Below are 16,901 nucleotides of genomic sequence, written 5' to 3'. Positions count from 1 at the left end.
ACGCCGCGATTCCTATACAACCAAATAGCACAGGGGGTTCCCAAGGCATGAACAAGCAGGATCTTATCAGCGCTGTCGCGGACAGCAGCGGTCTCAGCAAAAGCGACGCCAGCAAGGCCGTCGAAGGTGTATTCGACGCCATCACCGGTGCGTTGAAGAAGGGCGACGAAGTGCGCCTGGTTGGTTTTGGCACATTTTCCGTTTCGCAGCGCAAGGCGTCGACCGGTCGCAACCCGCGCACCGGCGAGACGATGACGATCAAGGCGTCGGCCCAGCCCAAGTTCAAGGCTGGCAAGGGTCTCAAGGATTCGGTCAACTGACGATCAGGGCGCTTGCCATTGGGCGAGCGCTCGACGTCTGACCCAAGCCGGTGTCGCGGCCGGAAAGCGTTTAGGAGAGTAGCGTTGCCAGAGGGAACTGTCCCAGGCGCGCATGTATGTCTGGGCAAAGGGGTGAAGGCTGATCCAGTCTTTGCCCCTTTTTCCGTTCATGGGGCAATGTCGGTTAAGGGGGCGGCATGACGGGTAGGATGGGTGCGTTCGGCGCGCTGGGGCTGGCACTGGCCATGTCGGCGTGCGCGGGGGGCGATTATCGCCCGGTGCGCGACGTGCCCGTCAGGATCGGTCCGCCCTACACCGTGCGGGGCGTCACTTATGTCCCGGCTGCCGATCCGGGCTATGACATGCTGGGCTATGCCAGTTGGTACGGATCGGAATCTGGCAATCGTACGGCCAATGGCGAGCGTTTCCGGCCAGACTGGGTGACGGCGGCGCATACCAGCCTGCCGCTGCCCAGTTATGTCGAGGTAACGGCTCTGGACAGCGGGCGCACCATCGTCGTGCGGGTCAATGATCGCGGGCCGTTTGCGGGCAAGGGGCGCGTGATCGACCTGTCGCGCGGCGCGGCCGAGCAACTGGGCATGCGCGCGCAGGGGCATGTCGCGGTACGGGTGCGAGTGGTCAATCCGCCGGAAAAACAGCGCGAACGGCTGCGCAAGGGCAAGACGGCGGAGGAGCGTCCGCGCGTGCCCGAACGAATCCTGGTCAAGCTGCGCGCGCAGATGAAGGCCGCGGGCCTGTAACCCTCGCGCGAAAGATGGGGCGGGAGCAATTGCCTGCTTGACGCCCGGTTATCCGCCGCATATGTGCCCACTTCTCGCGGGGCAAAGCGCCCCATGGTGAGTGCTGTGGCGATCGTAGCTCAGTTGGTTAGAGCGCCGGTTTGTGGTACCGGAGGTCGCGGGTTCGGATCCCGTCGATCGCCCCATTCTTTCTGTTCCTGGCCCGGTTCCGGCATAATTGCCGTGCAGGCTGGAAGGGGCTTCGCAGCATCGCGATTGCGCTCTATAGCCCCGGCATGACCGATGCGCGCGACAAGGGGCTGACCCTCAATCCCAAATTTGACGATCATGGCCTGATCACCGCCGTGGTCACTGACGTGGCGAGCGGCGACGTGCTGATGGTGGCGCATATGAATGCGCAGGCGTTGGCGCTGACGGTCGAGACAGGTCTTGCCCATTTCTGGTCGCGCAGCCGGCAGTCGCTGTGGAAGAAGGGCGAGACGTCCGGGCATATGCTGGCGGTGCGCGACATCCGGATCGATTGCGATCAGGACGCGGTGTGGGTGAAGGCGGTGCCAGCCGGGCCGACTTGCCATACCGGCGCGCGATCCTGTTTCTTCCGCCGCGTCGGGGCGGATGGGCTTATGGCGGTTGATGCGGCGGACTAGCCTGATCCTGTTGTTATTGCTGGCGGCATGCCAGCGTGAACCGGCAAGCGACGCGGGGCCGGTGACGGGCGTTGTTGCCGCGTCGGGGCTAGAGCAGGCGGCGATTGCCAGTGGCGCAATCGCGGATGCGGCGGCGATTTCCCCCGTCGGATTGTTTCAGCGCAACCATGAGGCCGGGCGCGATGCGCTGTGCGTCATTCCCGGCAAGGGCGGCGCGCTGCGGTTCGGGCTGGAGGCCAATTTCGGCGAGGACCAAAGCTGCCGGGGACGGGGGAACGCCCGCCGGACGGGCGACAAGCTGATCCTGAGTTTTGCCGGGGGCGACCGCTGCATCATCGTGGCGCAATATGATGGCGATCAGGTCGCGCTGCCGGGCGTGGTCGACATGGCCTGCGCTGACCTGTGCGAGGGGCGTGGCACGCTGGAGGGGGTGAGCTTTCCGCGGATCGCCAATGATGCGGCCAGCGCGCTGCGCGCGCGCGATCGCGGCGGCGATGCGCTATGCGAGGCTCAATAGCCGATATAGCGTCCGGGGCGGTGGTTGACGATCAGCACCGCATTGATGGCCGCAGCTGACAGGATCGAGAGGGCGAAGCGGTCCACGCTGAGCAAGGGGAGCGAGGCCAACAGGATCAGCGCGTCGCCCAGCATCTGCGTCCGTCCGGCATTCCAGCCCCGGCGCCTTTGCAGCAGCAGGGCGATAACGCCCAGGCCGCCCACGCCTGCGCCATGGCGGGCGACGGCAAGGATGCCAAAGCCGATAATCGAGCCGCCGAACAGCGCGGCAAAAAGCGGGCTGACCTGCGCCAGATGCAGCGCTGACGGCATCATCAACCCCATCGCCATGATCGCCAGATTGGCAAACAGCGTCTTGATGCCGAAGGCGATGCCCATCGCTCGTCCGGCGAAGAGAAAGAAGGGGATGTTTATGAAGAGAAACAGCGTCGCTGGCGGATAGTGGACGAGATAGGAAAGGAGCAGCGCGATCCCCGCCATGCCGCCGGTGACCAGATTGGCGGCCTTGAGCAGCATCAATCCCATCGCGATGAATGCGCAACCGATGACGATGGCATAACCGTCTTCGGCCAGATTATGGGGGCGGGGTGCGAGCGACGCAGAAGCAGGGGGCATGGCATGTCCGTGAGGGGTTATGCCCCAGGCCATCCTCTCCCCCTTACGGATTCATGATAACCGCGCGAGCCCGTGCTGCAAAGCCTTGGTCTTAGCCGCCCGTGTCGATCTCTGCCGGCCCGAACTGGTCGATGGCCTCGAAAAGCCGGGCAAGCGCTTCGCGTTCTTCGGGCAGGATTTCCGGGCGCCAGACTTCGAACAGCAGGACGACGCGGGTTTCAGTGCTGCGGTTCCATGCCTCATGTTCGACGCTGTCGTCGAAGATCAGCATTTCGCCCGTCCGCCAGGCGCGGGTCTCCGCGCCGACGCGCAGCGCGCAGTCGCTGGGGGCGAGCAGCGGCAAGTGGCAGATCAGGCGGGTGTTGAGCAGGCCGTGGTGCGGCTGGATATGCGTGCCGGGCTTGAGCAGCGACCAGAGCGCCATGGGCGAGCGGCCAGCGATGATCGGCCGTGGCGCCAGATCCAGCGCAGCCATGACGGCAGGGCAGCGGGCGGCGTGGTCCGCCACGGGCTTGCCGCTTTGCCAGAAATAATAGGCGCCCCAACTGGGATCGTCGCGCAGCGGGTTGTTGGGGGCGGGGCCGTGCGACGGGGTTTCTACATAGGGCGCAAAATCGGCGGCGCCTGCGCGGACGGCGTTCAACTCCGCCACTATATCATCTGTCATCGCCTCAATTGCGGCGACCCAGTCAAACTCTTCCCGCTCGTAAAAGGCGCGCTGGGGCAGGCCGGGGAAATAGAACATGCTGGGTTGCTGGAGGTAAAGCTGGCTCTTGCCCAGCAGCAGATCGGTCGCCAGCGTGATGCGGGGCAAGGCAGGCAGGTCGCTGATGGCGGCGCTCAGATGGTCCTCGAACCGGGCGCTGGCGTTGTTCATGATCGCCTGCGCCTGAAGCAGCATCGGCTGGAGTTGGGGCGGCGCGCCGGTCGCGGCGGCTTGCGCCACGGCGGCACGGCACCAGCGCGTTGCCTCCCGGTCATCGCCGCGTCGCAGGGCATTCTGTCCCATGGCCAGCAGGGCGGGGAGATCGCGGGGCTGTTCGCGCAATATGCGCCGGAGCGCGGCGGCTTCGCCGTCCCAGTCGCCGGTGCGGTTGCATGCCTGCGCCAGCAGCATGGGTGGCGGGGCGGCCATGTCGTGCAAGGCTGCGCGCGCGACTGCGGCATCCCCGCGTCGCAATGCTGCGATGGCTGCTTCTTGCAGCGCGCTCTCTCTTGCCCGGTCGGTCATGGTCCCGCCTTAAACGGTGGCGGAGCGGCGCGAAAGCGGCTTATTCGCAGGGGACGACCACCAGCCGATCGGTGCGCCGTTCCAGCATGATCGACAGCAGGAAGATGCCTAGTCCGCCCAGCGCCAGCGCAGCTCCGATCCAGCCGGTCGATGTGAGGCCGTAGCCTGCCGCGATCGAAAGGCCGCCAAGCCATGGGCCAAGCGCATTGGCGATGTTGAAGGCGCTGTGGTGCAGCGCGGCCGCCAAGGTCTGCGCATCGCCCGATACGTCCATCAACCGCGCCTGCAATGGTGTGCCAAGGCCGCCGCCTGCGCCGATCAGGAAGATGCTGAGGCAGAGCGTCCAGATATTGCCGGCCATGAAGGGGAAAAGCGCCAGAGCGGCCGCGCTCCACAGGGTGACGCCGATGACGGTGCGCTTGAGCGAGCGGTCCGCGCACCATGCCGCGACGAGATTGCCGATCGTCAGGCCGATGCCGAAAATGGCGAGCACCACCGGCACCCAGGATGGGGAGACATGGGTGATCTCCATCATGGTGGACGCCACATAGGTATAGACGGCGAACAGCCCGCCAAAGCCAATCGCGCCGGTCAACAGAGTGAGCCAGACCTGGGGCCGGGTGAGGGCGCCCAGTTCGCGCGCCGGGCTGGCCTTTGGATCGCCCGCATCGCGCGGGGCGTAGAGCGCCACCAGCGTCATTGTCGCAATGGCGAGCGCCGTCACGACGATAAAGCCGGAGCGCCAGCCCATCGCCTGCCCCATCCAGTTGGCGACGGGTACACCGACAACGGTTGCGACCGTCAGGCCCGACATGACCCGCGCAATCGCCTGCGTGCGCCTTTCGATCGGCACCAGGCTGGCGGCGACCAGTGCGGCGACGCCGAAATAGGCACCATGCGGCACGCCGCTCAGAAAACGGAACACGAGCATCCAGCCATAGCTGGGCGAGAGAGCAGAGAGGCCGTTGCCGATAGCGAACATCGCCATCAGGCCGATCAGTAAGGTTCGGCGCGGCAGGCGCGCGCCAAAAGCAGCGATGACAGGTGCGCCCGCAACCACCCCCAGCGCATAGGCGCTGATCGCATGGCCTGCAGTCGGCGCATCTATGCCCAGGTCATGGGCGAAGAAGGGGAGCAGGCTCATGCTCGCGAACTCGGTCGTGCCGATGGCGAAGGCGCCGACCGACAGCGCAAAAAGGACGAGCGCGGGATGCGCGGTCGGGCGGGAAGTGCCCATGGTCAGCTCCATGCTGCATTGCAATAAAGGATAAGCGCGGCAGATGGGCGCAGTGACAGCGCTGGTCAAGGCCGGTGCCGCGTGAGTTTATTGCAAGTGCGTGGTCATGACGTGCAACTCGGCATGGGGGTGGCTGAATGCATCTGGCCGTGCGGTATTATGTGGGCTTATCCGCCAACCTGCGCCTTGCTCACATCCAGCATCTTGCCGTTGGTGATGACGACCAGATCGCCCAATTTGGTGACGCCGAACAGCTTTTGGGCAAATTCCTTGGGTACCCCGATGCAGCCATGGGTGCCGCGGCCCCATTGGACGTCGCTGCCATGGATGAACACGCCGTCATTGGTCAGGCGCTGTGCGAAGGGCATGGGGGCATTGTCATAGGTGCGCGAATAATAGTCGGCATGTTTGGCCATGATCGGGAATGCGCCCAAGGGGCTGGGCTTGTCGGTGGCGCCGTAGAGAATGACGGCAGCGCCGATTTCGTAACCGGCGCGGAATACGGACAGGGTTTGCGCGCGCAGGTCGACAGTGATGATGACCCGGCCAGCGGCGGGCGCGCCATGTTCGTCCCAGACATAATCGCCATGGCGGAACGGTCCGTCAATCTTGAGCACGCGCTTGACGCGCAGGGCGTCGGGATCGACCGCCATGCCCTGATCGCTGCTGCGCTCGACCGGTTTGGCCGGTGTCGGAGCAGGCGCGGCGGCAGTCGTGGCCGCTGGCGCTGCTTCCTCGGCAGCGGGCCGGTCGATCCAGTTGGTCACCAGCAGGCCGACGCCCGCCAGTCCCGCGCCGATCGCCAGCTTGGGTCCGGCGCTTTTTGCCAGCGCCTTAAGCAATCCAGCCATGTCAATCCTCGCTTGAATCCCGTCGGCGACACCATAGCGCCGAAAAGGTTAAGCTCAGCCTTCGCGCGCGACTTCCGCTGCCGCGATGGCGGTGAGATTGAGTATGCCGCGCGAAGTGACGCCCGGCGTAAGGACGTGGATCGGTTGTTTGAGGCCCATCAGCATCGGCCCGACCGTGGGCGAGCTGGAGGAGGCGGAGAGCGCCGTCAGCGTGATGTTGGCCGCGTCCAGATTGGGCATCACCAGCAGATTGGCCGGACCTTCAAAGCGCGAGTCGGGAATGAGGCGTTCGCGCAACGACTGGCTGAGCGCCGCGTCGGCGTGCATTTCACCATCGACCATCAGTTCGGGCGCGGCTTCGCGGACCAGTTTGAGTGCAGACCGCATCTTGCGCGCGCTGTTGCTGTGCGACGCGCCGAAATTGGAGTGGGACAGTAGGGCCGCGCGCGGGGTCAGGCCGAAATTGAGCAATTCCGCCGCCGCCAGCAACGTCATTTCGGCCACCTGCTGCGGTGTCGGGTCGGGCACCATGTGGGTGTCGGTGATGAACAGCGCGCCTGCGTCCAGAATCAGGCCAGACAGCGCATAGACGCGGCTCTGTCCCGGCTCCCGGTCGATGATGCGCAGCACATGCTCGACCTGGCCCCAATATTCGCTGTTGCCCCCGACCAGCGCGGCATCGACACGGCCGGTGCGCAGCAGCATGGCGGCAGTAACGGTCGGACGGCGATAGACATGGCGGACGACTTCGGCGGCCGGCACGCCGCGCCGGGATGCGATGGCGCGATAGGCTTCGACCAGTTCGCCCATGACCAGATGGTCGGTTTCCGGGTCGATCACCTCGACATCGCGGTCCAGTTGAAAGCGCAGGCCAAGATCCGGCAGCTTCTGGTTCAGGATGCGGCGACGCGCGACGATGACCGGACGCACAATCGCTTCGTCCAGCGCGTCCTGAATGGCGCGCAGCACGCGCTCATCCTCTCCTTCGCCATAAGCGATCCGGCGGCCGCCGCCACGGGCGGCCTCGAACACCGGCATCATCAGCTGGCCGGAGCGGGTGTTCTGGCGCGACAGGTTGCGCTTATAGTCTTCGAGATCGATCGGGCGGCGGGCGACGCCGCTGTCCATCGCAGCCTTTGCCACGGCGGGCGCGATCTCCGCGATCAGGCGCGGATCGAAGGGGGTCGGGATGATATAGTCCGGGCCGAATGCCAGCTTCCGGCCGCCATAGGCTTGCGCGACGCTGTCATGCGCGGGCAGGCGCGCAAGGCCGGCAATGGCTTCGGCAGCGGCGGCCTTCATCGCTTCGTTGATCTGGGTCGCACCGACGTCCAGCGCACCCCGGAAGATATAGGGGAAACACAGGACATTGTTGACCTGATTGGGATAATCCGACCGGCCCGTGGCAATGATGGCGTCCGGGCGCACTTCGCGCGCGGCTTCGGGCCGGATTTCCGGTTCGGGGTTGGCGAGCGCGAAGATCAGCGGATTGGGGGCCATCAGCGGCAACCATTCAGGTTTTAGCACGCCGGGCGCGGAAAGACCTAGGAACAGATTGGCGCCGGGCAGCACGTCGGGCAGGGAGCGGGCGTTGGTGACGCGGGCGTAGCGCGCCATGTTGGGGAGCATCCCTTCGCGCCCCGCATGGATGACACCGTCCTTGTCGGTCATGGTGACGTTATCGACCGGCAGGCCCATCGACACGAGCAAGTCGACGCAGGCAAGCGCAGCGGCACCCGCGCCGGACGTCACCAGCCTGGCATCGGCCAGCGTCTTGCCCTGCAAGACGAGCGCATTGCGCACGGCGGCGGCGACGACGATGGCTGTGCCATGCTGGTCATCGTGAAAGACCGGAATGTTCATCCGTTCCTTCAGCCGCGCCTCGATCGCGAAACATTCAGGCGCCTTGATATCTTCCAGATTGATGCCGCCGAAGGTCGGCTCCATCAGCGCGACGGCTTCGACGAACTTGTCGGCGTCAGTCGTATCGATTTCGATGTCGAATACGTCGATGTCAGCGAATTTCTTAAAGAGGACCGCCTTGCCCTCCATCACCGGCTTCGATGCCAGCGCACCAATTGCGCCGAGGCCAAGGACAGCGGTGCCGTTGCTGATGACCGCGACTAGATTGCCCCTCGCGGTGTAATCGAGCGCCTTGTCGGGATCGTCCGCGATTTCCATGCAGGGCGCGGCAACGCCGGGAGAATAAGCCAGCGCCAGATCGCGCTGGTTGACCATTCGCTTGGTCGGTTCGATGCGGAGTTTCCCCGGTCGGGGAAAGCGGTGATAGTCAAGGGCGGCGCGGCGTGTGTTGTCGTCCATGAAATGCCCTTAGAGCGGCTGCGCGTCAGGAGCAATGGCCGTGCGCTCCCAAGGTGGAGTTGGCGCATAGAGATTGGTCAGAAAATCGACGAAGCTGGTGATTGCGAGCGGCGGATTTTGCTGCGGCAATTGCACCGCGAACAGGCCGACATCCGAAGAACCTTCAAAGTCGGGCAAAATCTGTCGCACGTCGCCGCGCGCCAAAGCGTCGCTAATGTCCCACAAGGATCGCAGTGCGATGCCGCCACCAGCGAGCGCGATTTCGCGGACGACTTCGCTGCTATTGGTACGGACGTGGCTGCGGCCCTCTATCGTCACCGGACCTTTTGGCCCGACCAGCCGCCAGGGCATCTGCCCGTCGGCGGCGAGCAGGCGATGGGCCTTTAGGTCCGCTATCCGCCGGGGCGTGTCGAACCGGTCGAGATAAGCGGGCGCAGCGCACAGGATGCGGCGATTGGTGGCAAGCCGCCGGGCGGCAAGGGTTGGGCCGGGATCGGCAGTGATGCGGATGGCGAGATCTGCGCGCGCCTCGATCAGGTCGGCGAAATCGTCGGACAGGTTGAGGGTCAGGTCGACACGGGGATGATCGTCGAGAAAGCGGGGAAGCCAGGGCGCGAGATGAAGGCGACCAAAGGATGTGGGCGCGGTGATGCGGAGCGGTCCGGCAGCAACGGCCGAGACGCCCGACACGCGCCGTTCAGCCTCGTCAAGCGCCGCCAATATGGCGCGCAGGTCGGTATGGAGCCGCTCCCCCGCCGGGGTGAGCGCCAAACGTCGGGTGGTGCGATGGATCAGCCGCGCGCCAAGCCGCTCCTCCAGCCGGGCGAGGCGCTTGGACATCATGGCGGGCGATATATGCAGGCGGCGGCCCGCTGCAGCCAGGCCGCCTTCGTCCACGATGGTCGTGAACAGTTCATGGTCCGGGTCCATCATATTCATTCACCATGGGAAATACTGTGTTCGTATAATAGTGAATATACGACATAATCGAAAAGGTCTATGGATCCGTCAACCAAGGAGTGGAATGATGACCGAACGCATGATCGACCGGGCTGGCCTTCAGGTCGCAGCATCGCTCGCCGCCTTTATCGATGACCAGGCGCTGCCCGGCACCGGGATCGAGCCTGAAGCCTTCTGGGCCGGAACAGCGGACATTTTTGCCCGGTTTGCGCCCGATAATGTCGCTTTGCTGCGCAGGCGCGACACGATGCAGGCCCAGATCGACAGCTGGCACGAACAGCGCGCCGGGCAGCCGCATGACGCCGCCGCCTATCAGGCGTTCCTGCGCGAAATCGGCTATCTGGTCGCAGAGCCTGCACCCTTCACCATCGGCAGCGAGAATGTCGATGATGAGGTCGCGCGGCTCGCCGGGCCGCAGCTGGTCGTTCCCATCCTCAATGCGCGTTTCTTGCTGAATGCGGCCAATGCGCGCTGGGGCAGCCTTTACGATGCGCTCTATGGCACCGACGCGATCCCCGGATCGGCTGCGGGCAAGGGCTATGACGCTGCGCGCGGGGCGCAGGTCATCGCCTGGGCCAAGGCGTTTCTGGACGATGCGGTCCCGCTGGCCAATGGGCGCTGGGCGGATCTGACCAGTGACGAGATCATCCTTGCCCATCCGGCGCAATATCTGGGGCAGAGCGCGAAGGGCCGTCTGTTCCGCCATAACGGCCTGCATATCGAGGTTGTTTTCGATCGCGACCATCCGATCGGCGCGACCGATCCCGCTGGCATATCCGACGTCATCCTTGAATCGGCGCTGACCGCGATCTGCGATCTGGAGGATTCGGTCGCGGCGGTTGATGCGGAGGACAAGGTTGCGGCCTATGCCAACTGGCTGGGACTGATGAGGGGCGACCTGACCGAGACGTTCGAAAAGGGCGGCGCGATGATGACCCGCGCGCTCAATCCCGACCGCGCCTATAGCGCGCCCGATGGCAGCCGCTTCACCCTGCCGGGCCGCAGCCTGTTGTTCGTCCGCAATGTCGGTCACCTGATGACCACGCCTGCCATCCTGTTGCCCAATGGCAAGGAAGCACCCGAAGGCATATTGGACGGCATCGTCACCAGCCTGATTGCGCTGCATGACTTGCAGCGGGACGGCGGCAACAGCCGGGCGGGTAGCGTCTATATCGTCAAGCCCAAGATGCACGGGCCGGAGGAAGCGGCCTTCACCAACCGCCTGTTCGACGCGATCGAGGATATGCTGGGCATGGCACGCCATACGCTGAAAGTCGGCGTCATGGATGAGGAACGGCGCACCTCGGCCAATCTGGCCGCCTGTATCCATGCCGTTCGCGACCGGATCGTTTTCATCAACACCGGCTTCCTCGACCGCACCGGGGACGAGATGCACACGTCGATGCAGGCCGGGCCGATGATCCGCAAGGGCGAGATGAAGAGCAGCGACTGGATCGCGGCCTATGAGGATCGCAACGTCCAGATCGGCCTTGCCTGCGGGCTGTCGGGCCGGGCGCAGATCGGCAAGGGGATGTGGGCCGCGCCCGACCGCATGGCCGACATGCTGGAGCAGAAGGCCGGGCACCCCAAAACCGGGGCAAATACGGCCTGGGTGCCTTCGCCCACCGCCGCGACCCTGCATGCGACCCATTATCACCGGATCGACGTTTTTGCCCGGCAGGAGGAGCGCAAGGCAGAGGGCATTGCTTCGCTCGACCGGCTGCTGGCCATTCCGGTCGCTAACGGGCGCAACTGGTCCGAGGAAGAAATTGCCGAGGAACTGGACAATAATGCGCAGGGCATGCTGGGCTATGTCGTCCGCTGGATCGATCAGGGGGTCGGTTGTTCGAAGGTTCCTGACATTCACGACATCGGCCTGATGGAGGATCGGGCGACGCTGCGTATTTCATCGCAGCATATGGCCAACTGGCTGCTGCATCGCGTCTGCACGGCGGAGCAGGTCGATGCGGCGCTCTCGCGGATGGCGGCGAAGGTCGATGCGCAAAATGCAGGCGATCCGCTCTATCAGCCGATGAGCGGTCGGGAAGCGGAGAGCCTGGCCTTTCAGGCTGCGCGGGCGCTGGTGTTTGAAGGCGTCGAACAGCCCAACGGCTATACCGAGCCGCTGCTTCATGCCTGGCGGGCGCGGGCCAAGGCGCAGGCGGCGCTCGAACCGGCATAAGCCATTGCCACAAGCAGCCTTTTGACAGGTTTGGGCGTTCTCTCCTCATTATGTGGGAGAGGATCATCTTGAAACAGTCTCTGCTTGTGGTGGCCCTGTGCTGTTCGGCGTGCAACCTGTCGGTGACGGAGGCGAATGACAGCGCCCCCGCGCCGCAGGGGGAAGAACGCAGCGCAACGCAGGCTGCGGTCGATCCCTACGCCTTTGTCGTGCAGCCTGAACCGGCTGGTGTGCCGCCGCGCGTGGATTCGATCCTGCAGGCGCAGGTCGCGCTCGATCGGGCGGGCTTTTCGCCCGGCGTGCTGGATGGCAAGGAGGGCATGTCCTTCACCAAGGCGCTCACCGGCTTTCAGCAGGCGCGCGGGCTGACTCCCAATGGCAAATATGATGAGGCGACGGCGAAAGTCCTGCTGGGCGATGCGCCGCAACCCGCCACATGGATCGTGCAGGTGCCGGAGGGTTTTGCGCGCGGGCCTTTTGCCGAAATTCCCAAGGGGCTGAACGAACAGGCGAAGCTGCCTGCCTTGTCCTATCGCAATCTGCTGGAGAAGCTGGCGGAGCGGTTTCACACAACGCCGGAGGCGCTGGTGGCGCTGAACCAGCCGGGTACGCGGGTAGGGGCGGGGGCCAACATCCGGGTGCCGGCAATCGCCAACCAGCCTATCGCCACGATCGAGGGCGATGCGCGCGGCTGGGGCGAGACGCTGGCGAGCCTGGCGGTCGCCAAGGACCAGCCCAAGGCCGATCATATCGTTGTCGACAAGTCCGAAGGGCTGCTCAAAGTCTATGACGCTGAAAACCGGCTGATCGCGCAATTTCCAGCGACCACCGGGTCACAGCATGATCCCTTGCCGATCGGCGACTGGACGGTGAAGGGCGTCAGCCGCAATCCCGATTTCCATTATAATCCGGACCTGTTCTGGGATGCGTCGGCCAAGGATGAGAAGGCGGTGCTGAAGCCCGGTCCCAATGGTCCGGTCGGTGTGGTCTGGATCGACCTGTCCAAGGATCATTATGGCATTCATGGCACGCCGGAGCCGCAGAATATCGGCTGGACCCAAAGCCATGGCTGCATCCGCCTGACCAATTGGGATGCAGCGCGGCTGGCGCAGATGGTGCAAAGTGGCATGAAGGCGGTGTTCCAGCCGTGAAATTGCGGGCGCGACGGTGGGGCTGGGTGGCAGTCGTGCTGCTGGCCTGCGTCGCCTTTGCGCATTTTTGCGTACGCATCGTTCCTGCCGATGCGCCCGCTGGCGATCCGGCGCCTGTTCAAGAGACTGCGGACCGTGGCGGAGCGTTGATCGTGCCGGTTGCGGGCATCTCGCCTGCCGCATTGACCGATACTTTCACGCAGGCGCGGGCAAGTGGAGCGCGACGACATGACGCGATCGACATCATGGCGCCACGCGGCAGCCCGGTCATCGCGGTGGCGGATGGAAGGATCGAAAAGATATTCTGGAGCGAGGCGGGCGGGCGGACGCTCTATCTGCGCTCGCCCGACCGGCGCACTCTCTATTATTACGCCCATCTGGACAGCTATGCGCCCGGCGTGCGCGAAGGACAGACGGTGCGCCGGGGGCAGTGGATCGCGCGCGTGGGGAGCAGCGGCAATGCCGATCCGGCGGGGCCGCATCTCCACTTCGCGGTCCACATAATGACGCCGGACGAGCCGTGGCATGGCGGGCGTCCGGTCAATCCCTATCCGCTGTTGACCCGCGCCCGATGACGCCCCTCTTGCCCTGAGGCCCGTCTGTCTGTATTGGCCCGCCCAGCCTTTTTTGATGAAGGCGCGGCTCTTTTCACCACAGACATATAGGCAGGCTCTTCCCATGAAGATCAGCGGCGTGGACATTCGTCCCGGCAACAATATCGAATATGAAGGCGGCCTGTGGCGCGCTGTCAAGATTCAGCACACCCAGCCCGGCAAGGGCGGCGCCTATATGCAGGTCGAACTGAAAAACCTGATCGACGGTCGCAAGAATAACGTCCGCTTCCGCTCCGCCGAAAGCGTCGAGCGCATCCGGCTCGACACCAAGGATTTCCAGTATCTCTACGCTGAAGGCGACATGCTCGTTTTCATGGATCAGGAAAGCTATGAGCAGATCAACCTGCCGCAGGAATTGCTGGGCGATGCCGCCGACTTCCTGCAGGACGGCATGGAAGTGACGCTGGAAATGTATGAGGAGCGGCCGATTTCGGTGCAGCTGCCCGACACGATCGAAGCGACCGTGGTGGAAGCCGACGCCGTGGTGAAGGGGCAGACCGCCTCTGCCAGCTACAAGCCCGCAATTCTGGACAATGGCGTGCGCGTCATGGTGCCGCCGCACATCGTCAGCGGCACGCGTATCGTGGTCGATGTCTATGCCCGCGAATATGTGAAGCGCGCGGACTGACTCGCGCTTGAAGCCAAGGGGAGGGTGGGTCGCGTCCTCTCCATCACATACCCTCCCCCGACCCCTTCCGCCAGCGGGAGGGGAGAAAGACATAAAAATGGTCAGCCATTCAGGCCTTCTCACCGTCATGGAACGCGCCGCGCGCAAGGCCGGCTCCAAGCTGCGCCGCGACTTTGGCGAGGTCGAGCATCTTCAGGTGTCGCGCAAGGGGCCTGCCGATTTCGTGTCCAAGGCGGACAAGCAATGCGAAAAGACGCTGGTCGAAGAGTTGCAGAAGGCACGGCCCGACTGGGGTTTCCTGCTGGAGGAAGGCGGGGTGATCGAGGGCGATCCGACCAAGCCGCGCTGGATCATCGATCCGCTCGATGGCACCACCAATTTCCTGCACGGCATTCCGCATTTCGCCATCTCGATCGCGGTCGAGGAGCCGCTTTATGGCGGCAAGCGCGACATTACGACGGGTCTGGTCTATCAGCCGGTTTCCGATGAAAGCTATTGGGCGGAAAAGAGCCGTGGCGCGTGGCGGCATGACCAGCGGTTGCGCGTGTCGGCGCGGCGCGACATGGGCGAATGCCTGATCGCGACCGGCATACCGTTCATGGGGCATGGCGACTTTGCGCAATGGACCCGCATTTTCGGCGCGGTCGCGCCGTCGGTCGCGGGGATTCGCCGCTTTGGCGCGGCGTCGCTGGATCTCGCCCATGTGGCGTCCGGCCGGTATGACGGCTTCTGGGAAAGCGGCCTGCAACCCTGGGACGTGGCGGCTGGCATATTGCTGGTGCGAGAGGCAGGCGGTTTCGTGTCCGACTTCCGGGGTGGCGATCAGGCGATCGAGCGCAAGGAAGTGATTGCGGGCAATGACGCGATCCACAGCAAATTGCACAAGCTGGTCGCCAACGCCCTGCGCTAAAGGGCATCTAGGCCAAGCGGTTCAGCCACTTGGCCTTTTTGCGATTCATTCTCAGTCCTTAGGCCCCTTGCTTCGCATATGCAGCAGGCCTAAAGCGCCCCCACAACCTTTTCGCCCAGGGGATAACGTTGGTCGATCTTGCCCAATATCTGCCGATCCTGATCTTTCTTGGGGTCGCGCTGCTGCTCTCCAGCGCATTCGTCTTTCTGCCGATGCTGGTGGGCCGCCTGACCGGCGCGCACAAGCCGAACCCGGCCAAGCTCAGCGAATATGAATGCGGCTTTCCCGCGTTCGAGGAACCGCGCAGCCAGTTTGACGTCCGCTTCTATCTGGTGGCGATCCTCTTCATCATCTTCGATCTTGAAGCGGCGTTCCTGTTTCCCTGGTCGGTAAGCCTGGACCAGATCGGCTGGGCCGGCTGGGCGACGATGATGATTTTCATAGCGGAGCTGGTGCTCGGCCTCGTCTATGCGTGGAAGAAGGGAGCGCTCGATTGGGAGTAGAACTCTATAGCCCGGCGCCCGGCACCTTGCCGCCCGTCGGGACTCAGCCCGATCAGGACTTCTTCAATTCGCTCAACAGCGAAGTGAATGACAAGGGCTTCCTGGTCACATCGACCGAAGATCTGTTTACCTGGGCGCGTACCGGGTCGCTGTGGTGGATGACCTTTGGCCTCGCCTGCTGCGCGGTCGAGATGATTCACGTCAACATGCCGCGCTACGATATGGAGCGCTTCGGGGCCGCGCCGCGTGCGTCACCGCGCCAGAGCGATGTGATGATCGTCGCGGGCACGCTGTGCAACAAGATGGCTCCAGCGTTGCGCAAGGTTTACGACCAGATGTCTGAACCGAAATATGTGATTTCCATGGGCTCCTGCGCCAATGGCGGTGGCTATTATCATTATAGCTATTCGGTAGTGCGTGGTTGCGACCGGATCGTGCCGGTCGACATCTATGTGCCGGGTTGCCCGCCGACTGCCGAAGCGCTGCTCTATGGCGTGATGCAGTTGCAGCGCAAAATCCGCAGGATCGGGACGATTGAGCGTTAAGATGGGTCATTCCGCACCGAAAATCGCGACCATCGAAGGGATCGTGCAGGAAATCGAGGCGATCCTCGGTTCGATGCTGATCGAGACGGTCGACCATGCCGACGAACTGGGCTTCATCGTGCAGCGCGAAGCGCTGTCGCAGGCGATGACGTTGCTGCGTGACCGCGCGCAATATCAGCAGCTGATGGAGATTGCCGGGGTCGATTATCCCGATCGCCCCGAACGGTTCGAAGTCGCCTATCACCTGCTGAGCGTGACGCGGAACCACCGCATCCGCGTGAAGGTGTCGACGGATGAGGACAAGCCGGTGCCGACCGTCACGCATATCTGGCCGGTCGCGGGCTGGCTGGAGCGCGAAGTGTTCGACATGTATGGCGTGGTGTTCGAGGGCAATACCGACCTGCGTCGCATCCTGACGGACTATGGTTTCAAGGGGCATCCCCAACGCAAGGACTTCCCGCTGACCGGCTATGTCGAACTGCGCTATTCCGAAGAGGATAAGCGCGTCGTCTATGAGCCGGTGAAGCTGGCGCAGGATTTCCGCAGCTTCGACTTCATGTCGCCCTGGGAAGGCGCGGAATATATTCTGCCGGGCGACGAGAAGGCGAAGGGCGAAGCGCCCGGCGCGCCGACGCCAACTCCCCCGCCGACGTCCACGCCCAAGACGACCGAAAAGAAGGCCGACACGGGCGCTGGCGAAGCGGCGAACAAGGCGGCGAAGGCCAAGTCGGAGGAAGCGCCGGCCAAGCCAGCCGCGCAGACCGATGAAGGCAAGGGCGCCGCCAAGCCGGAGGACAAGGCATGAGTGTCAACCAACCTCCGTTCGCCCTGAGCTTGTCGAAGGGGTCGGCTGAGCTTGTCGAAGCCCCTTCACTTCGTTCAGGCGAGGGCTTCGACTTCGCTCAGCC

The 16,901-nt window shown here is 64.1% G+C and carries 18 protein-coding genes and 1 tRNA gene; 13 read left to right on the top strand and 6 right to left on the bottom strand.

Going from position 1 to position 16,901, the window contains the following annotated elements:
* Window positions 1-47: 47 nt before the first annotated feature.
* The 5 genes from CJD35_RS14525 to CJD35_RS14505 all read left to right on the top strand — a co-directional run bounded on the left by CJD35_RS14525 (window position 48) and on the right by CJD35_RS14505 (window position 2,245).
* The gene (locus tag CJD35_RS14525) at window positions 48-320 is read left to right on the top strand and encodes an HU family DNA-binding protein (RefSeq protein WP_006959670.1); all 273 of its coding nucleotides are present in this window, start codon (window positions 48-50) and stop codon (window positions 318-320) included.
* 209 nt (window positions 321-529) lie between these two features.
* Window positions 530-1,081, top strand: coding sequence for a septal ring lytic transglycosylase RlpA family protein (locus CJD35_RS14520; protein ID WP_017184619.1), 552 nt, complete (start codon window positions 530-532; stop codon window positions 1,079-1,081).
* A gap of 108 nt (window positions 1,082-1,189) precedes the next feature.
* A tRNA-His gene (locus CJD35_RS14515) sits at window positions 1,190-1,266 on the top strand.
* A gap of 90 nt (window positions 1,267-1,356) precedes the next feature.
* Window positions 1,357-1,728, top strand: coding sequence for a phosphoribosyl-AMP cyclohydrolase (gene hisI, locus CJD35_RS14510; RefSeq protein WP_026002673.1), 372 nt, complete (start codon window positions 1,357-1,359; stop codon window positions 1,726-1,728).
* A complete protein-coding gene (locus CJD35_RS14505) occupies window positions 1,715-2,245 on the top strand; it encodes a hypothetical protein (protein WP_017184618.1) in 531 nt (176 codons plus the stop codon). The genes hisI and CJD35_RS14505 overlap by 14 nt, the downstream gene beginning before the upstream one ends.
* Here the strand turns inward: CJD35_RS14505 and CJD35_RS14500 are convergent.
* From CJD35_RS14500 to CJD35_RS14475, 6 genes are all read right to left on the bottom strand, one after another.
* A complete protein-coding gene (locus tag CJD35_RS14500) occupies window positions 2,239-2,859 on the bottom strand; it encodes a YitT family protein (protein WP_017184617.1) in 621 nt (206 codons plus the stop codon). The genes CJD35_RS14505 and CJD35_RS14500 overlap by 7 nt on opposite strands.
* 91 nt (window positions 2,860-2,950) lie before the next feature.
* The gene (locus tag CJD35_RS14495) at window positions 2,951-4,090 is read right to left on the bottom strand and encodes an aspartyl/asparaginyl beta-hydroxylase domain-containing protein (RefSeq protein ID WP_017184616.1); all 1,140 of its coding nucleotides are present in this window, start codon (window positions 4,088-4,090) and stop codon (window positions 2,951-2,953) included.
* 40 nt (window positions 4,091-4,130) lie between these two features.
* Window positions 4,131-5,327 carry an MFS transporter gene (locus CJD35_RS14490; RefSeq protein WP_420876317.1) on the bottom strand — a complete coding sequence of 399 codons (1,197 nt, stop codon included), beginning with the start codon at window positions 5,325-5,327 and terminating at the stop codon, window positions 4,131-4,133.
* A 167-nt stretch (window positions 5,328-5,494) separates the two neighbouring features.
* Entirely contained in the window at window positions 5,495-6,178 is a 684-nt protein-coding gene (locus CJD35_RS14485; protein ID WP_017184614.1) for a L,D-transpeptidase family protein, read from the bottom strand.
* A 54-nt stretch (window positions 6,179-6,232) separates the two neighbouring features.
* Entirely contained in the window at window positions 6,233-8,500 is a 2,268-nt protein-coding gene (locus tag CJD35_RS14480) for an NADP-dependent malic enzyme (RefSeq protein WP_017184613.1), read from the bottom strand.
* A gap of 9 nt (window positions 8,501-8,509) precedes the next feature.
* Window positions 8,510-9,433, bottom strand: coding sequence for a LysR family transcriptional regulator (locus CJD35_RS14475; RefSeq protein ID WP_037515248.1), 924 nt, complete (start codon window positions 9,431-9,433; stop codon window positions 8,510-8,512).
* Window positions 9,434-9,524: 91 nt separating this feature from the next.
* Here CJD35_RS14475 and CJD35_RS14470 point away from each other — a divergent pair, with 91 nt between their 5' ends.
* From CJD35_RS14470 to CJD35_RS14435, 8 genes are all read left to right on the top strand, one after another.
* Complete coding sequence (locus tag CJD35_RS14470; protein ID WP_017184611.1) at window positions 9,525-11,642, top strand: malate synthase G; 2,118 nt, start codon at window positions 9,525-9,527, stop codon at window positions 11,640-11,642.
* Between the two features lie 50 nt (window positions 11,643-11,692).
* Entirely contained in the window at window positions 11,693-12,793 is a 1,101-nt protein-coding gene (locus CJD35_RS14465) for a L,D-transpeptidase family protein (protein ID WP_095687172.1), read from the top strand.
* A 2-nt stretch (window positions 12,794-12,795) separates the two neighbouring features.
* Window positions 12,796-13,368, top strand: a complete 573-nt coding sequence (locus CJD35_RS14460) for a M23 family metallopeptidase (RefSeq protein WP_026002670.1) — start codon at window positions 12,796-12,798, stop codon at window positions 13,366-13,368.
* Window positions 13,369-13,471: 103 nt separating this feature from the next.
* Complete coding sequence (efp, locus tag CJD35_RS14455) at window positions 13,472-14,035, top strand: elongation factor P (RefSeq protein ID WP_017184608.1); 564 nt, start codon at window positions 13,472-13,474, stop codon at window positions 14,033-14,035.
* A gap of 97 nt (window positions 14,036-14,132) precedes the next feature.
* Window positions 14,133-14,945 carry an inositol monophosphatase family protein gene (locus tag CJD35_RS14450; RefSeq protein WP_017184607.1) on the top strand — a complete coding sequence of 271 codons (813 nt, stop codon included), beginning with the start codon at window positions 14,133-14,135 and terminating at the stop codon, window positions 14,943-14,945.
* 128 nt (window positions 14,946-15,073) lie between these two features.
* Window positions 15,074-15,448: an NADH-quinone oxidoreductase subunit A gene (locus CJD35_RS14445; protein WP_017184606.1), complete on the top strand. Its 375-nt coding sequence runs from the start codon at window positions 15,074-15,076 to the stop codon at window positions 15,446-15,448.
* Complete coding sequence (locus CJD35_RS14440; protein WP_026002669.1) at window positions 15,439-15,993, top strand: NuoB/complex I 20 kDa subunit family protein; 555 nt, start codon at window positions 15,439-15,441, stop codon at window positions 15,991-15,993. Before CJD35_RS14445 ends, CJD35_RS14440 begins: the two co-directional genes overlap by 10 nt.
* Before the next feature lies 1 nt (window position 15,994).
* Window positions 15,995-16,798: an NADH-quinone oxidoreductase subunit C gene (locus tag CJD35_RS14435; RefSeq protein ID WP_017184604.1), complete on the top strand. Its 804-nt coding sequence runs from the start codon at window positions 15,995-15,997 to the stop codon at window positions 16,796-16,798.
* Window positions 16,799-16,901: the final 103 nt, after the last annotated feature.

Source organism: Sphingobium xenophagum, assembly GCF_002288285.1.
In the GTDB taxonomy this organism is placed as follows: Bacteria; Pseudomonadota; Alphaproteobacteria; order Sphingomonadales; family Sphingomonadaceae; genus Sphingobium; species Sphingobium xenophagum.
This window is presented reverse-complemented; position numbering and strand designations above follow the sequence as displayed.